Annotated in this window: 17 protein-coding genes; 4 read left to right on the forward strand and 13 right to left on the reverse strand. The window is 67.3% G+C overall.

All coding sequences use genetic code 11. The annotated features are described in order from the left end of the window. Positions 1-210: 210 nt before the first annotated feature. Positions 211-819, forward strand: a complete 609-nt coding sequence (locus tag AC1RRV_RS13805; RefSeq protein WP_492860224.1) for an HD domain-containing protein — start codon at positions 211-213, stop codon at positions 817-819. A gap of 122 nt (positions 820-941) precedes the next feature. Here the strand turns inward: AC1RRV_RS13805 and AC1RRV_RS13810 are convergent, their stop codons facing one another. From AC1RRV_RS13810 to AC1RRV_RS13850, 9 genes are all read right to left on the reverse strand, one after another. Beyond that, entirely contained in the window at positions 942-1,832 is an 891-nt protein-coding gene (locus AC1RRV_RS13810; RefSeq protein ID WP_492860225.1) for a TraB/GumN family protein, read from the reverse strand. Between the two features lie 75 nt (positions 1,833-1,907). Beyond that, entirely contained in the window at positions 1,908-2,843 is a 936-nt protein-coding gene (locus AC1RRV_RS13815) for an alpha/beta fold hydrolase (protein WP_492860226.1), read from the reverse strand. Between the two features lie 111 nt (positions 2,844-2,954). Continuing rightward, positions 2,955-3,629, reverse strand: a complete 675-nt coding sequence (locus tag AC1RRV_RS13820; protein WP_492860227.1) for a hypothetical protein — start codon at positions 3,627-3,629, stop codon at positions 2,955-2,957. A 28-nt stretch (positions 3,630-3,657) separates the two neighbouring features. Beyond that, positions 3,658-3,852, reverse strand: a complete 195-nt coding sequence (locus AC1RRV_RS13825) for a helix-turn-helix transcriptional regulator (RefSeq protein ID WP_492860228.1) — start codon at positions 3,850-3,852, stop codon at positions 3,658-3,660. Further along, positions 3,849-4,250, reverse strand: coding sequence for a hypothetical protein (locus tag AC1RRV_RS13830; RefSeq protein WP_492860229.1), 402 nt, complete (start codon positions 4,248-4,250; stop codon positions 3,849-3,851). Before AC1RRV_RS13830 ends, AC1RRV_RS13825 begins: the two co-directional genes overlap by 4 nt. Before the next feature lie 28 nt (positions 4,251-4,278). Next, positions 4,279-4,719 (reverse strand): hypothetical protein, encoded by a 441-nt coding sequence (locus AC1RRV_RS13835; RefSeq protein WP_492860230.1) that lies wholly within the window; start codon positions 4,717-4,719, stop codon positions 4,279-4,281. A gap of 115 nt (positions 4,720-4,834) precedes the next feature. After that, the gene (locus tag AC1RRV_RS13840) at positions 4,835-5,137 is read right to left on the reverse strand and encodes a hypothetical protein (RefSeq protein WP_492860231.1); all 303 of its coding nucleotides are present in this window, start codon (positions 5,135-5,137) and stop codon (positions 4,835-4,837) included. Between the two features lie 147 nt (positions 5,138-5,284). Then, positions 5,285-6,115, reverse strand: coding sequence for a TraB/GumN family protein (locus AC1RRV_RS13845; RefSeq protein WP_492860232.1), 831 nt, complete (start codon positions 6,113-6,115; stop codon positions 5,285-5,287). 160 nt (positions 6,116-6,275) lie between these two features. After that, the gene (locus tag AC1RRV_RS13850; RefSeq protein ID WP_492860233.1) at positions 6,276-7,304 is read right to left on the reverse strand and encodes a 2'-deoxycytidine 5'-triphosphate deaminase; all 1,029 of its coding nucleotides are present in this window, start codon (positions 7,302-7,304) and stop codon (positions 6,276-6,278) included. 233 nt (positions 7,305-7,537) lie between these two features. On the opposite strand from AC1RRV_RS13850, the gene metZ reads away from it, so the two are divergent. Genes metZ through AC1RRV_RS13865 form a run of 3 tightly spaced genes read left to right on the forward strand, consistent with a single transcriptional unit; the run spans position 7,538 to position 9,680 of the window. Beyond that, positions 7,538-8,722: an O-succinylhomoserine sulfhydrylase gene (metZ, locus tag AC1RRV_RS13855; RefSeq protein WP_492860234.1), complete on the forward strand. Its 1,185-nt coding sequence runs from the start codon at positions 7,538-7,540 to the stop codon at positions 8,720-8,722. After that, positions 8,703-9,167, forward strand: a complete 465-nt coding sequence (gene apaG, locus AC1RRV_RS13860; RefSeq protein ID WP_492860235.1) for a Co2+/Mg2+ efflux protein ApaG — start codon at positions 8,703-8,705, stop codon at positions 9,165-9,167. Before metZ ends, apaG begins: the two co-directional genes overlap by 20 nt. Before the next feature lie 39 nt (positions 9,168-9,206). Then, the gene (locus tag AC1RRV_RS13865) at positions 9,207-9,680 is read left to right on the forward strand and encodes a hypothetical protein (protein WP_492860236.1); all 474 of its coding nucleotides are present in this window, start codon (positions 9,207-9,209) and stop codon (positions 9,678-9,680) included. A 73-nt stretch (positions 9,681-9,753) separates the two neighbouring features. On the opposite strand, the gene AC1RRV_RS13870 is transcribed toward AC1RRV_RS13865, so the two are convergent. The 4 genes from AC1RRV_RS13870 to AC1RRV_RS13885 form a co-directional block, all read right to left on the reverse strand. Then, positions 9,754-10,665: an Hsp33 family molecular chaperone gene (locus AC1RRV_RS13870; RefSeq protein WP_492860237.1), complete on the reverse strand. Its 912-nt coding sequence runs from the start codon at positions 10,663-10,665 to the stop codon at positions 9,754-9,756. 56 nt (positions 10,666-10,721) lie between these two features. Further along, a complete protein-coding gene (gene argF, locus AC1RRV_RS13875) occupies positions 10,722-11,657 on the reverse strand; it encodes an ornithine carbamoyltransferase (protein WP_492860238.1) in 936 nt (311 codons plus the stop codon). A gap of 61 nt (positions 11,658-11,718) precedes the next feature. Then, positions 11,719-12,936: an aspartate aminotransferase family protein gene (locus AC1RRV_RS13880; protein ID WP_492860239.1), complete on the reverse strand. Its 1,218-nt coding sequence runs from the start codon at positions 12,934-12,936 to the stop codon at positions 11,719-11,721. A 167-nt stretch (positions 12,937-13,103) separates the two neighbouring features. Further along, positions 13,104-13,925, reverse strand: a complete 822-nt coding sequence (locus tag AC1RRV_RS13885) for an ABC transporter permease (protein WP_492860240.1) — start codon at positions 13,923-13,925, stop codon at positions 13,104-13,106. Positions 13,926-13,955 lie beyond the last annotated feature (30 nt).

A 13,955-nucleotide genomic window follows, 5' to 3' on the forward strand; every position in this document is an offset into this window, starting at 1 on the left:
TCCTCAACCCCCATGGCCAGTATAGCGTCGCGAAGGCCGGAGCAATCTCGATCGGCCTTCGATGGAAGACTTCAACCCGCGAAAAACAAATGGGTTTCAAGAAACCTTCACTGGACGTGCAGGCCGCGCCCGGCGGACGTCGACGCCCGCGTTGACGCCCGTCGGCTTCCGGCGCACGATCGGCTCAAACAGATGTTCGGGAGAAGCGCCATGGCCGATGGCGAAGACCATCCACACGCCCATGACCGGGCGAAGTTCCACGCCATGACCGACGGCACCGCCGAGGACTGGGGCATCATCGCCAACGCGTCGATGGAGTTCGGGCGCGAGCTGCCGACGCGCTTGATCTCGCACCTGAACCTGCTGAAGGGCGATTGCGGCGGTTTCGCCATCGATCGCCTCGATCACAGCCTGCAGACCGCGACCCGCGCCCATCAGGCCGGAGAGGACGAGGAATATGTCGTCTGCGCCCTGCTGCACGACATCGGCGACATCCTGGGCCCGCGCAATCACGCCGACATCGCCGCGGCGATCCTGCAGCCCTTCGTGTCGGAGCGGAACCACTGGATGGTGGCCCATCACGCCATCTTCCAGGGCTACTACTTCTTCCACCACCTAGGCCTGGACCGCGACCTGCGCGACCAGTTCCGGGGCCATCCGGACTTCGAGCACACGGCCAAGTTCTGCCACGTGTACGACCAGGAAGCCTTCGACCCGAACTTCCAGTCGATGCCGCTGGAGGCCTTCGAGCCGATGCTGCAACGGGTGATGAGCGTGCCCAAGCGCTCGATCTACATGGCCAAGCGAGCGGCCGAATAATAGATGCTCCCCCGCGGTGCGGGGGAGCTGTCGCGGAGCGACTGAGGGGGCCAATGCGGCCTCGATCCAGCTTGCCCCCTCCGGCCCTTCGGGCCACCTCCCCCGCTCGCGGGGGAAGATCTCTATTCCACCCGCTCGACCTTGATCCCCAGTTTGGCGAGCTGGGCCTGGACGCTGTCGCCGCCCACCAGGTGGCCCGAGCCGACCGCGACGAAGCTCACGCCCGAGCCGGCCAGCTTGGTCTTCAGCTGCTGCGCCCAGTCGACATTGCGCTTGACGATCAACAGCTCATAGAGCTCGGGATAGTCGCCCTTCATCTCGGCGATGAACTGGCTTTCCAATTCGCCGACGTCGCCGGCGGCCCAGGCGGCCACCATCTTGTCGATCTTGCCCACGCCCTCGTCGACGTCGTCGAGCGTGGCGCTGAGGAAGTCGGCCTCGCTCTTGGCCGGCAGGTCGGCGAAGAAGCGGATCTGCTGCTCCGGCGTCTCGAAGGCGTTCGAGGGCTTGCCGGCGGCGGCGATCTCCTTGCTCAGCACGTTCTCGACGCCGCTCTTGGGGTCGTAGCCGGCCTTGATCACCGGCCCCATGGACAGCGAAACCGCCGCCAGCCAGGGGCGCATCGCTTCCAGCATCTGGGGCGGCACGCCGCTGTCCTTGGCCACCGTGGCGGCGTGCTGGAACTTCTCGGCCGAGATCTTGGTCGACAGCGGGCGGGTGGGATCCAGTCCGTACTTCAGGATCAGCGGCTGCATGACCACCGGATCGTCGGCGCCGATGATCTCCAAGGTCAGGTCGCCGCTGCTGGTCAGGGCCTTGTCGATCTTGGCGGAGCGCCATTGGGTGGCCGGTTTCAGCACGTGGATCGTGCCGAACAGATAGATGGTCGAGTCGTGGTCCTTGATCTTCCACAGCGCCGGTTCGGCGAGGGCCGTCCCCGCGAAGCCGAGCGCCAGGACCGAGACCAGACCAGCCGTGATGCGGCGGGTCGAACGCGAGAGGTTGAAAAACATGGGATCCCCGATGTGCTTGAGACGAGAGTTGGAGGGGACCGCCGACCAGCGCAAGCGGCTGACGGTCCTGGATGACTATTTCAGGAAGGTCTCGACCGCCTCGGCGAAGGCCTTGGGCTGGTCCAGCATGATGAAGTGGCGGCTGTCGTCGACCCGCTTGAGGGTCACGCCCGGCAGGGCCGCGTAGGCGTCGGCATAGGTCTTGTCGATCATCGCGGTCGGCGCGCCCATGGCCGGGTCGTAGGGATAGAGCAGCGTGGTCGGCGTCTTGATGACCGGCAGGTCGGCGCGGGCGTCGGTGGTCAGCAGGTCGTACATGGCGCGGCCGACGACCGACTGGGACGAGGCCTTCGACCATTCCAGGGCCAGCTTCTGCCCCTCGGGCGACTTGACGAAGCGCGGCATGGTCATGGCCTGCTGGCTGGCGAAGGCCTCCGGGCTCATGGCGATCGTGCCATCGCGCATGGCGGCGGCCTGCGGTTTGACGCTCTCGACCGTGGCGGCCGGCGAGAACAGCACCGAGAAGAACGGCAGGCTGTCGACGATCATCAGGCGGCTGAGGTCCTCGGGATGACGGCGGGCCAGCAGCAGGCCGGTGAAGCCGCCCATCGAGTGACCGATCACGGCCGGCGATTTCAGCTTGTTGGCCTTGATATAGGCGTCGACGGCCTCGACCACCGGCTCGACGACCGGACCCTCGGCGTTACCGGCCGCCGGCGCGCCGGCGAAGCCCGCCACCTGGACGACGTGGACGCGATGGGTGGCCGACAGCTGCTTGACGGTGGCGTCCCAGACCGCGCCGGACGAGGCCAGGCCCGGGATCAGCACGACGTCGGGGCCCTTGCCCGTGACGGTCACCGAGATGCGGTCGCCCTTCGGGGCGGTCGTCGCCGGGGCCAGCGGGGCGGAATGAGCATGGTTGCCGCCGAACACGCCGCAGGCGGCGAGAATGGCCAGCAGGATGACACCGCCTCGGAACGAGACGCGGGGGTGGGAGGTCTTGCGGATCATGGTCTTGGTCCTTGGGATAGGCGCGCGCGGAAGGCTCCAGCGTCGCGCGCCGGGTGGAAGGTTTGGCGCGGCGGTCAGGCCGCGCCGTTCAGATCGAAATTCGGAAGGGCTCTAGGCGGCCAGGCCGCGCCGCCACATGACGACACCGGCGATGACCAGGTAGGCGGTCATCATCACGCAGGTGGCGTCCCACAGGGTCAGGAGGGGCAGCAGGCCCAGCTTCTCGCCCGCCGCCCACAGGAACAGCACGCCCTGCAGGATAACGAAGGTCAGGGCCGAGATCTCGGCCGTGGCGCGGCGCATAAGCTCGTCGCTGCGGATCCAGACCGAGATGTTGCCGGCCGTCTGGATCAGGAACAGCGCCACCAGGCCGATCATGGTCGCCGAAGCGATCATCGACGGAACGGTGTCGAACGCGGCCCGGACGACCACCGGCGCGGCCATCATCACGCCGGCCAGGACCAGCACGCCGCCGTTCTGGGCGTAGAAGCGCGCTTGGGTCGAGGTCGCCGGGCGGCCGCCCTCGGGGTCGATCTGGCGGCCCAGGGTCTTGCGGCTGACGCTGACGATCATGGTGATCACCCCGACGGTCAGCAGAAGGAAGGCCAGGAACATGGCCAGCACGTCGGACCAGCCGAGGCTCGGCGCGGTCCAGACGCCGGCATTCTCCAGACCGGCTAGATACTTGCCGAACAGATAGCCCAGCGGAGCGGCCACGACGGCGAAAACCAGGGCGCGGAGGCCGCGATTGCCGAGCGGTTTGGGAGATTTCGAAGCGAGGTTCATGGTTGCGTCCTCGAAGCAGGCGGGCCGATCAGGCCTCGTCCTGGAAAATGGATTCGATGGATTGCTCGAAGAGACGGGCGATCTTGAAAGCCAGCGGCAGGCTGGGATCGTATTTGCCCGTCTCAAGGGCGTTGATGGTCTGGCGCGAAACCTCCAGCCGGTCGGCCAGATCGGCCTGGCTCCAGTCGCGCTCGGCGCGCAGCACCTTCAGGCGGTTCTTCATTGATAGCGCCTCCGGACGAAGGGCTGGGCCAGGCCGAACGCGCCGCAGAACACCGCGAAGACCAGGTAGAGCGGGAAGTGCGGCAGCGCCCCGACGTTCTCCAGGAAGCCCCAGGCGGTGCAGAGCGTCAGGGTGACGCCGATGCCCCAGAGCATGGACTGGACCAGGATGGTGCGCAGGAACTCGTCGGTCTCTTCCATCAGGTAGAGGCCCATCACGGCGATCACCGCGATGACCGGCAGCGCCGGGGCGATACCCAGGGCCCACAGCAGCGGCCCCTTCGGATGATAGGTCTCGATGAACCAGAGCGATGCGAACAGCACCACCACATAGGCGATCATCGCGGGGAAGAAGCGGGCCAGATAGCGCCGACCTGCGGGCGTGAGGGGATTACCCATGCTCGTGCTCCTTGAATTCGATGAGGATTCAGCGCCGCCGCGCCAGCCACCAGCCGGCCCAGGCCAGCACGTAGCCAATGATCTGGGCGAGGAGCAGCGCGAACATGCCGAGAAGCACCCATCCGGAGGCTTCGAGCTCGCCGAACATCGCCGTCAGCTTCGCGGAACTCGACATCGCGGCGAGCGCGAAGGCGACGACCATTCCGACCTGACCGCCCCAGAACCACGCGAACTTCTGGGCCTCGCGAGCGGCCTCGTCGATCATCCGCCAATAGACCCAGAAGGCGATGGCCACGCCGACCAGCGCGATGCCGGCGCCGACGGTGATGACAGACGCGGGAACCGTCAGGTCCATGCGATCGATCGCGATGACGCCCCCGCCGATCAGCGCGCCGAACAGCCCGCTGCCAACGAGGATGCGCTGGGCGATCTCTTCCCGGGAGGTCTTCCGCCCGACTTTCTCTTCCATGACAAGCTACCCCGTCTAAATGACAAGGACATTTGTCACCACACGCCACAACATGTCAAGCGTGGTTGTCATTTTGTCATGGAGAGGCGACTAAACGACGGAGAAACTTGACGTTCTAGGCGGCGCGGCGGCCCAGGAACGGATCGGCCGACAGCGCGTCCTCGGCCAGGCCGCGCCAGTGAATGGCCTCGAGTCGCTTGACCGCGAGCGCGCGCCCCAGGACGCCGGGACGCGGCCGGCTGACGACCTCCCAGCCATAGCGGGAAAACCGGTCGGCGAAGTCGGACCAGCGGATCACCCGCCCCGCCCCATCCTGGCGCCAGACGGCCTTGTCGCAGCCCGGGATCCGGGCGCACCGCTCCCAGGCCTCGATGCGGCCTTGGAGGATCAGGAACGGATCTTGAGCAGTACGGGCCAATGGGGCCTCCGTGGACTTTCCGCCGTCCTCGGCGTCGGGCGGACTGAGTCGCGCCTCACGAGGACAAGGGCTAGAATTTGTGTAACAGCACCGTTTGTCCACTAGATGTGGTGCGGCGCGTTGCCGCGCGACACGGCCCGCGACACCTCATTGAACTCTCCGCACGGCATAGCCGCGCGCCTTCATCAGCGCCGGCAACCCCTCGTCGCCGGCCATGTGAAGCGCCCCGACAACGACCAGATCGGTCCCCTGGCCCTGCCGCATCGCGGCGTCCAGCCGGTCGGCCCAGGAGAAGTTCCGGCGGGCCAGCAAGGCGTCATACAGGTCGGGCCGCCGCGCCTTCATGGGCGCCACGAGACGCGTCCCCAGCCGGTCCATGTCACCCTTCAGCCAGGCGCGTTCCAGAGCCACGCCGTCCCGCGGCGGGGACAGCTGTTCGCGGGCGACGTCGTCGAGATAGGTCAGCTCGGCCGCCTCGGGCAGGGCCGCGAAGATCCGCAGCTGCTGCTCCAGGGTCTCGAAGGTCTCGATCGGTTTTTCGGCGACACGCGCGCGCCGGGTGGTGGCCGAGTCGACGCCGCTGGCGACGCTGCCGCCCTCGCGGGTCATCGGGGCGACCGACAGCATCATGGCCGCCGCCCAGGGCCGCAGGCGCTCGACGCGCTCCAGAGGCACGCCGCCGCGGTCCAGCACCGGACGCAAGGTGGCCAGGGCCGTCGGCGAAAGCTTTTCCGTCAGGGAGCGGTCGGGATCGACGCCGTAGCGGTCGACCAGGGCCTGGATCTGATCCGGCCCGACATCGACACGCGCCTCGAACCACACACGGTCGGCGGCGGCGTAGGCGCGATCGAAGGCCGTCGTGCGCCAGCGGACGTCCGGGCGCAGCACATGCATCGAGCCAAACAGATAGACGACGGAGTCCTTGTCGCGGACTTCCCACATGGCCGGGGCCGCGCTGGCCGCGCCGGCTCCCGCCATCCAAACGAGACCCGCCGCGATCGCCCCACGCGACAGACGCCTCAATACGCCACTAAACATCTCTTCAAGGCCCGACTAGAACGAGGCCCCGAGATAAGCGCGAGTCTGGTCAGCCGTTAGTGAACGGCCGCCGCGACATAACGACTCAGCGTGCGCCCGGTCAGCTCCAAGCCTTGAAGTGCTTGGACAATTTCAGGCCCTGGCGCTGGTAGTGCGACCCACCCTCGCCGTAGAGACGGGCCGGACGCGAGGTCAGCGGCTCATAGACCAGCCGCGCGACGGTCTGGCCGTCCTCCAACAGGAACGGCGTCTCGTGGCTGCGCACTTCCAGCACGCCCTTCGAGCCGACCGCAGAGGCCTCTTCCGTGCCGAAGCCCGGGTCGAAGAAGCCGGCATAGTGGACGCGGAACTCGCCGACCGACGGATCGATCGGGGTCATCTCGGCCGCTTCCAGCACCGGGATCTCGATGTCGTCCTTGGAGGCCAGGATATAGAACTCGCCCGGATCCAGCAGCAGCTCGCCCCGGCGGGCCTCCAGCGGCTCCCAATAGTCGCGCGGGTCGTGGCCGTCCTCGTGGTCCAGGTCGACGACGCCGGCGTGGCGACGGCCGCGGAAGCCAACGATGCCCGTCGTCCCCGGCGTCAGGTCGACCCCGACGCTGCGCGTCGCCAGCTTGGCCGGCTCGCCGCGCTTGAGGCGCAGCTGGTTCAGGCGGGTGCCCGCGCGCACCAGCACCGAGAAGGTCTGCGGCGCGATCTCGATATAGAGCGGGCCCGTATAGCCGGCGTCGACGTCGTCGAAGGCGCGGCTGTGATCGGTCAGCAGACGGACGAAGACGTCCACCCGGCCGGTCGAGCTCTTCGGGTTGCCGCGCGCCGACACGGTCATCGGCAGGGCCAGGCGCTCCTGGATCTCGGCGATATAGACGCAGCCCTTCTCCAGCACCGCGCCCTTCGACAGGTCCAGCTCGTGCATGGCCACGTCCTTCAGACGGTCAGGCACCTTGCGGTGCAGGCCGGGCAGGAACGAGGCGCGGATCCGCCAGGCGCGCGCGCCCAGGCGCAGGTCGAGGCTGGCGGGCTGCACCTGGTCGACATCGAACGGCGTCTGAGAGCTGATCGCCTCCTGGGAGATCAGCTCTTCGATGTTCTGGCAGGGCAGAATCCCTGCGGCGTGGGCGTCGGTCATCGGCGCGACACTCGCCAAACAAAGGCGCAAACGCAAGGCTGCGCCTGCCCGGTCGGTCGTTTCCTTCCAATGGGGGAACCGACTTCTTGGTTAAGGCTCCCCGTGTCGAACTCGCCTGTGACAATTGGCTTTTCGCGCGTGACAATTCTTGGCTTGAGAAAAAGCCCTTCACGCTTGACCGTGCCCCCCGCCCAACCCTTTATGCCCGCGTTTTTACGCGTTGGAGGCAGGCCGTGGCCGAGGATCCGAAAGACTGGGACGTCGCGACGAAATTGATCCGTGGTGGGATCGCGCGCTCGCAGTTCATGGAGACCGCCGAGGCCCTCTATCTCACGCAAGGCTTCACCTACGACAGCGCCGAGGGCGCCGACCGCCGGTTCTCGGGTGAGGACCCCGGCTTCGTCTATTCGCGGTTCAACAATCCAACCGTGAAGATGTTCGAAGACCGCCTGGCCCTGCTGGAAGGCGCCGAGGTGTGCCGCGCCCAGGCGACGGGCATGGCCTCGATCCACTCGGCCTTGATGGGCCTGGTCCGCGCCGGCGACCACGTCGTGGCCGGCCGCGCCCTGTTCGGCTCGTGCCGCTGGATCGTCGCCGAATGGCTGCCGCGCTTCGGCGTCGAGACCACCTTCGTCGACGCCACCGATCCCAAGGCCTGGGAGGCGGCGATCCGACCCAACACCAAGGCCGTGCTGATCGAGACGCCCTCGAACCCGGTCCTGGAGATCACCGACATCGCCGCCGTGGCCGAGATGGCCCACGCGGTCGGCGCCAAGGTCATCGTCGACAACGTCTTCGCCACCCCGATCTTCCAGAAGCCGCTGGAACTGGGCGCTGACGTCGTCGTCTATTCGGCCACCAAGCACATCGACGGTCAGGGCCGCGTGCTGGGCGGGGCCATCCTGACCAGCGAGGCGATCAACGAGGAATTCTACCGCGACAGCCTGCGCCACACCGGCCCGTCGCTGTCGCCGTTCAACGCCTGGGTCATGCTGAAGGGCCTGGAGACGCTAGACCTGCGCGTGCGCCGCCAGACCGACACCGCCTTCGCCCTGGCCAATGTCATGGCCGAGCACAAGAAGGTGCAGAAGGTGCTCTACCCCTTCCGCCACGACCATCCGGGCCACAACATCGCCAAGAAGCAGATGACCGGCGGCGGCACCGTGATCGCCCTGGACCTCGGCACGCGCGACGCGGCCTTCAAGTTCCTGAACGCCCTGGAGATCGTCGACATCTCCAACAACCTGGGCGACGCCAAGTCGATGGCGACCCACCCGCCGACCACCACCCACCGTTCGGTGCCGGAAGAGGAGCGCCCGTTGCTGGGCGTGACCGAGGGCGGCGTTCGCCTTTCCGTGGGCCTAGAAGCCCTGGCCGACCTAACGCGAGATGTGAACCGTGCGCTCGATCAGGCGTGAAACCTCACCGTCCATGCAGCGCATGCGCCGCCGTCGCGGCCAGGACGCCGCGACCTATGAAGCGCGCACGCGCGACATCGTCGTGAGGGTCTTCCCGGTCTATGCGGCCGAGGAATCCTCGCCCGAACAGGGTCTCTATCTGTGGTCCTACACGGTCGAGATCGAGAACCATGGCGGCGAGACCGTCACCCTGATCTCGCGCCGCTGGACGATCATCGACGCCTTCAACCGCGTGAACGACGTCGAAGGCAGCGGCGTGGTCGGCGAGCAGCCGGAACTGAAGCCGCGCGAGGCCTTCCGCTACGTGTCCAACTGCCCCCTCCCCACCCCTTCGGGCGCGATGAAGGGCAGCTATTCGATGGTCACCGAAGAGGGCGAACTGTTCGACGTCGAGATTCCCGAATTCTCACTGCACCTGCCCGGCGCGGCGCTGAAGCTGAACTGACGGACGAACGCGCGGAGATTGACAACGCGCGCGCGAAGGTTGAGCTTCGAAGACATCGTTCTTCGGAGTATCGCCATGCTGGTTCGGACTTCCGTTTGCGCACTGCTGCTGGCCGCCGCCTTGGCGCCGCAGACCCTGGCTCAACAGCCCTCGCACCCGTTCTTCAACGCGGCCCAGGCCGGATCGCCTGAAGCGCCGCCGGTCGAAATCGGCCGCGGCCTGGTGATCTGGCAAAACCACAACCAGCAGAAGCGCGTCGAAGCGATGATGCCGCGCATAGAAAAAGCGGTCACCGCGCAGTTGGCCCAGCCGGAGACCACCGAGCTGCGCGGCCTGCGCACCGGGCGCTATCAGCAGGCCATGGTCGTCTGCGGCTTCGTTGAGACCGCCGGTTCGGCGGGCGAAACGGAAAAGCAGCGCTTCATCGCCCGTCCGTCCATCGCCACGCTCGAGACCCCGGCCAATCGCGATGCCTTCCAGGCCGGCTGGACGAAGGTCGGCTGCGGGTTCTGACCCTCAGCGACACCGAGAACAAAAAGGCCGGCGCCTCGGGGCGCCGGCCTTTTTCTTTTCAAATCATCGGCGATCAAGCCGCGGTCGGCGCATCCAGCTTGTAGACACGCGAGCAGTACTCGCAGGTCACGTGGATCTTGCCGTCGGGCTCGACCATGTCGGCGACTTCCTCGGCCGAGAACGAGTCCATCACCACGGCTATCCGCTCGTCCGAGCACCGGCAGAAGGCGCGCATCGGCTTTTCCTCCACCAGGCGCACGCCGTCCTCGTTGAACAGCCGCCACAGCAGGGTCGCGGTCGTCAGGGTCGGATCGATCAGCTCGTCCTCGCCCGTGGTCTCGAACAGGGCCTGGACGTGGGTCCAGGCGTCCTGGGTGTCGCCCCGGGCTTCGTCGCCCGCGATGACCTGGATCAGGATGCCGCCGGCGCGCCACTTGGGGCCCTCGCCCGTATCGACCTGGCCGACGGCCAGGCGCACGCGGGTCGGGGTCTGTTCCGACTGGGCGAAATACTGTTCGGCGCACAGGGCCAGGGTCTCGCCCTCGATCGGCGTGACACCCTGGTAGCGGTCCATGTCGGCGCCCTGGTCGAGGGTCATGATGAAGACGCCGCCGCCCAGCAGGGTCTTGGCGCCCGGACGCGTGAAGCCTTCCGAGATGGCCGCGACCTCCTCGGCGTCGAACCGGCAATAGCCGCGCAGGCCGCCCGAGGTGTCGTAGTCGACCACGACGTAGCGGACCGGGCCGTCGCCCTGGGCCTGGATGATCAGCCGGCCTTCGAACTTCAGGGAGGAGCCGACCAGGGCGGCCAGGGCGCAGGCCTCGCCCAGCAGGTTGGCGACCGGCTCGGGATAGTCGTGGCGCGTCAGCACCTCGTCGACGGCTGCGCCGAGACGGACGATCCGGCCGCGCACGGGCAGGCCTTCGATCTGGAATGCGGAAACGACGTCGTCGAGGACGCCGGGATTGGGGGCGATGTCGGTCATGGCGCGGTTAGATAGGACGGTGGAGAGAGAATTGCGAGTGCAACGCCCTTTTCGCCCTAGCCGATCGCCCCGAACGCCCAGGCCAGCACGGATTTCTGGGCGTGGATGCGGTTCTCGGCCTCGTCCCAGACCAGCGAGCGCGGACCGTCCAGCACGGCGTCGGTGACCTCCTCGCCCCGATGGGCCGGCAGGCAGTGCAGGAAGACGCCGTCGGGCTTGGCCAGATCCATCAGGCGATCGTCGACCTGATAGGGCTCCAGCGCGGCCAGGCGCTCGTCGTGATCGGTGTCGCCCATCGAGACCCAGGTATCGGCCACGACGACGTCGGCGCCGCGCACGGCCTCCTTGGCGTCGGTGGTCATGCTGACCCGGCCCTGCAGGCTCTCGGCGCGGGCCAGGTCGTGCAGGTCGGCGTGGTAGACCGCCGGGCAGGCGATCTTCAGCTCGAAGCCCAGCAGCGGCGCGGCGTGGATGAAGCTGGAGCAGACATTGTTGCCGTCGCCGACCCAGGCGATCGTCCGGCCACCGACGTCGCCGAAACGCTCCTCGATGGTCAGCAAGTCGGCCATGATCTGGCACGGGTGGCTCTTGTCGGTCAGGCCGTTGATCACCGGCACGGTCGAGACCTGGGCGAAGCGCTCGACATCGGCGTGGCTGTTGGCGCGGATCATCACCGCATCGACCATGCGCGACAGCACCTTGGCCGTGTCCTCGATGGTTTCGCCGCGGCCCAGCTGCATGTCGGACGAGGTCGAGATGATCGCGTCCCCGCCCAGCTGGCGGATCGCCGCGTCGAACGAGAAGCGCGTGCGCGTCGAGTTCTTCTGGAAGATCATCGCCAGCACGCGGTCCCGGGCCGGCGCGTCGGCGTCGACCTTGCCCTGCGGCCAGCCCTTGCGGGCGGTCTTGCGGGCCTTGGCGTCCTCGAGCATCAGCCGAAGCGTCGGGCCATCCAGCTTCCACAGGTCGATGAAGTGGCGGGGGGCGGTCATGGGCCAAATCCCTCACGCCCGCTCCGGCGCACCGGAGCGGGGTTTCAAAGGTCAGGTAGGGTTACGCGGCGGCCTTGGCGCGCGCGGTCTCGCAAGCCTTCTCGAGCTTGGAGATCGCCTCGCTGGCTTCCTCGATGGTCAGGTTCAGCGGCGGCAGCAGGCGCACGCAGTTGTCGCCGCCGCCCGCGATCAGCAGCTTGTGGTCGCGCGCCATCACCATGAATTCGCGGTTGTTCGGCACGACCTTGATGCCGATCAGCAGACCCTTGCCGCGGATGTCGACGATGACGTCCGGGAAGCGGTCCTTCAGGCCGTTCAGCTGCTGGGTGAAGTAGCCCGACACGGTCTTGACGTTATCCAGCAGCTCGGGCGCGTTGATCGCGTCGAAGGCCGCCGCGCCGACCGCCATGGCCAGCGGGTTGCCGCCGTAGGTCGAGCCGTGGGTGCCGGGAGTCATGCCCCTCGCGCCTTCATGGCTGGCCAGGCAGGCGCCGACGGGGAAGCCGCCGCCGAGGGCCTTGGCCACGCACATGATGTCCGGCTCGCTGCCCGGCGCCCATTCGTGGGCGAACAGCTTGCCGGTCCGGCCCATGCCGCTCTGCACTTCATCGTAGATCAACAGGACGCCGGCCTCGCGGGTCATGTCGCGCAGCTCGAGCAGCTGGGCCTCGGTCAGGGCGCGCGCGCCGCCCTCGCCCTGCACCGGCTCGATGATCACGGCGGCCGTGGTCGGGCCCAAGGCGGCCTTGAGCGCTTCCAGGTCGCCGAACGGCAGCTGGACGAAGCCCGGCAGGCGCGGGCCAAAGCCGTCCAGATAGCCGGCGTTGCCCGAGGCGTTGACCGCCGCGTACGAACGGCCGTGGAACGAGCCCTCGAAGCCGATCACGTCGATCCGCTCGGCCTGGCCGTTGACCACGTGGTAGCGGCGCGCGGCCTTCAGGGCGCACTCGATCGCCTCGGTGCCCGAGTTGGTGAAGAACACCACGTCGGCGAAGGTGTGGGCGCACAGCTTGTCGGCCAGCACTTCCTGCTCGGGGATCGTGTAGATGTTGGAGACGTGCCAGAGCTTCTCGCCCTGGGTCTTCAGCGCGTCGACCAGGACGGGGTGGGCGTGGCCCAGGCCGCAGGTGGCGATGCCGGCCACGCAGTCCAGGTAGTCTTCACCGGTCGTCGACGTCAGGCGCGCGCCTCGGCCTCGCTCGAACGCCAGCGGAGCGCGGTTGTAGACGCCCATAATGTGGTGTTGCGAGGAATTCGACGACGACGTCTGAGTGCTCAAGACGACCTCCCAAAAAGGAAAGAAGCCCCCGCGCTGTTCGCACGGGGACCGGAAGGCCGCAGGTTGTCGCCGTGGAACCCCGTCGTGTCAATCAAACGGCCATGAAAGACTTATGAAATCCGGCGATTTTGTCGCCCGAGCCACAGGTCTCCCATAGGCCACCGGTGTCAGCTCTTCAGCCGGTAGCCCGTGACGAACAGGCGCCAGCACCAGAGGAACAGCGCCACGGTCAAAACGCCGGTGGCGACCACGCCGATCAGGATCGAACCATCCGCATGGCCGATGAAGCCGTAGCGGAAGCCGTCGATCAGATAGAAGAACGGATTGAAATGGCTGGCCGAACGGAACGGCTCGGGCAGCTTGTCGACCAGGTAGAAGGTGCCCGACAGGAAGGTCATGGGCATGATCAGGAAGTTGGTCACGGCCGCCAGCTGGTCGAACTTCTCCGCCCAGAGACCGGCCAGCACCCCGGCCAGGCCCAGGATCAGCGAGGCCGTCACGGCGAAATAGACGATCGCCCAGGGGTGGACGAACGAGAGGCCCGCGCCCGGCAGCACGCTGATGACCAGGGCGGTCACAGCCCCCACCACCACGCCGCGCGTCGCCGCGCCCAGGGCGAAGCCCAGAACCTGCTCCAGCGCCGACAGCGGCGGGGTCAGGAAGTCGGGCGTCAGGCCCATCATCTTGGCCTGGATCAGCGACGACGAGGAATTGGCGAAGGCGTTGTTCAGGATCGCCATCATGATCAGGCCGGGGGCCACGAAATGGCCGAAGCTCACCCCGCCCACGGCCGGCCGGCTGTCGCCCACCGCGACCACGAAAACCAGCATGTAGAGCAGGGTCGTGACCACCGGGGCGGCGACCGTCTGGGTGCCGACTTTCCAGAACCGGCGGATCTCGCGCTGATAGAGGGTGAGGAACCCGGACCAGTTCCAGCCGTGATAGTCGCGCGGCTGCGGCGGAATGACGCTCTCGGCCATGTCTCTCATCGCTCAATCCCTTGAATCCACGGGGATGTG

The sequence above is a fragment of the Caulobacter sp. GW821-FHT11E10 genome, assembly GCF_058808375.1.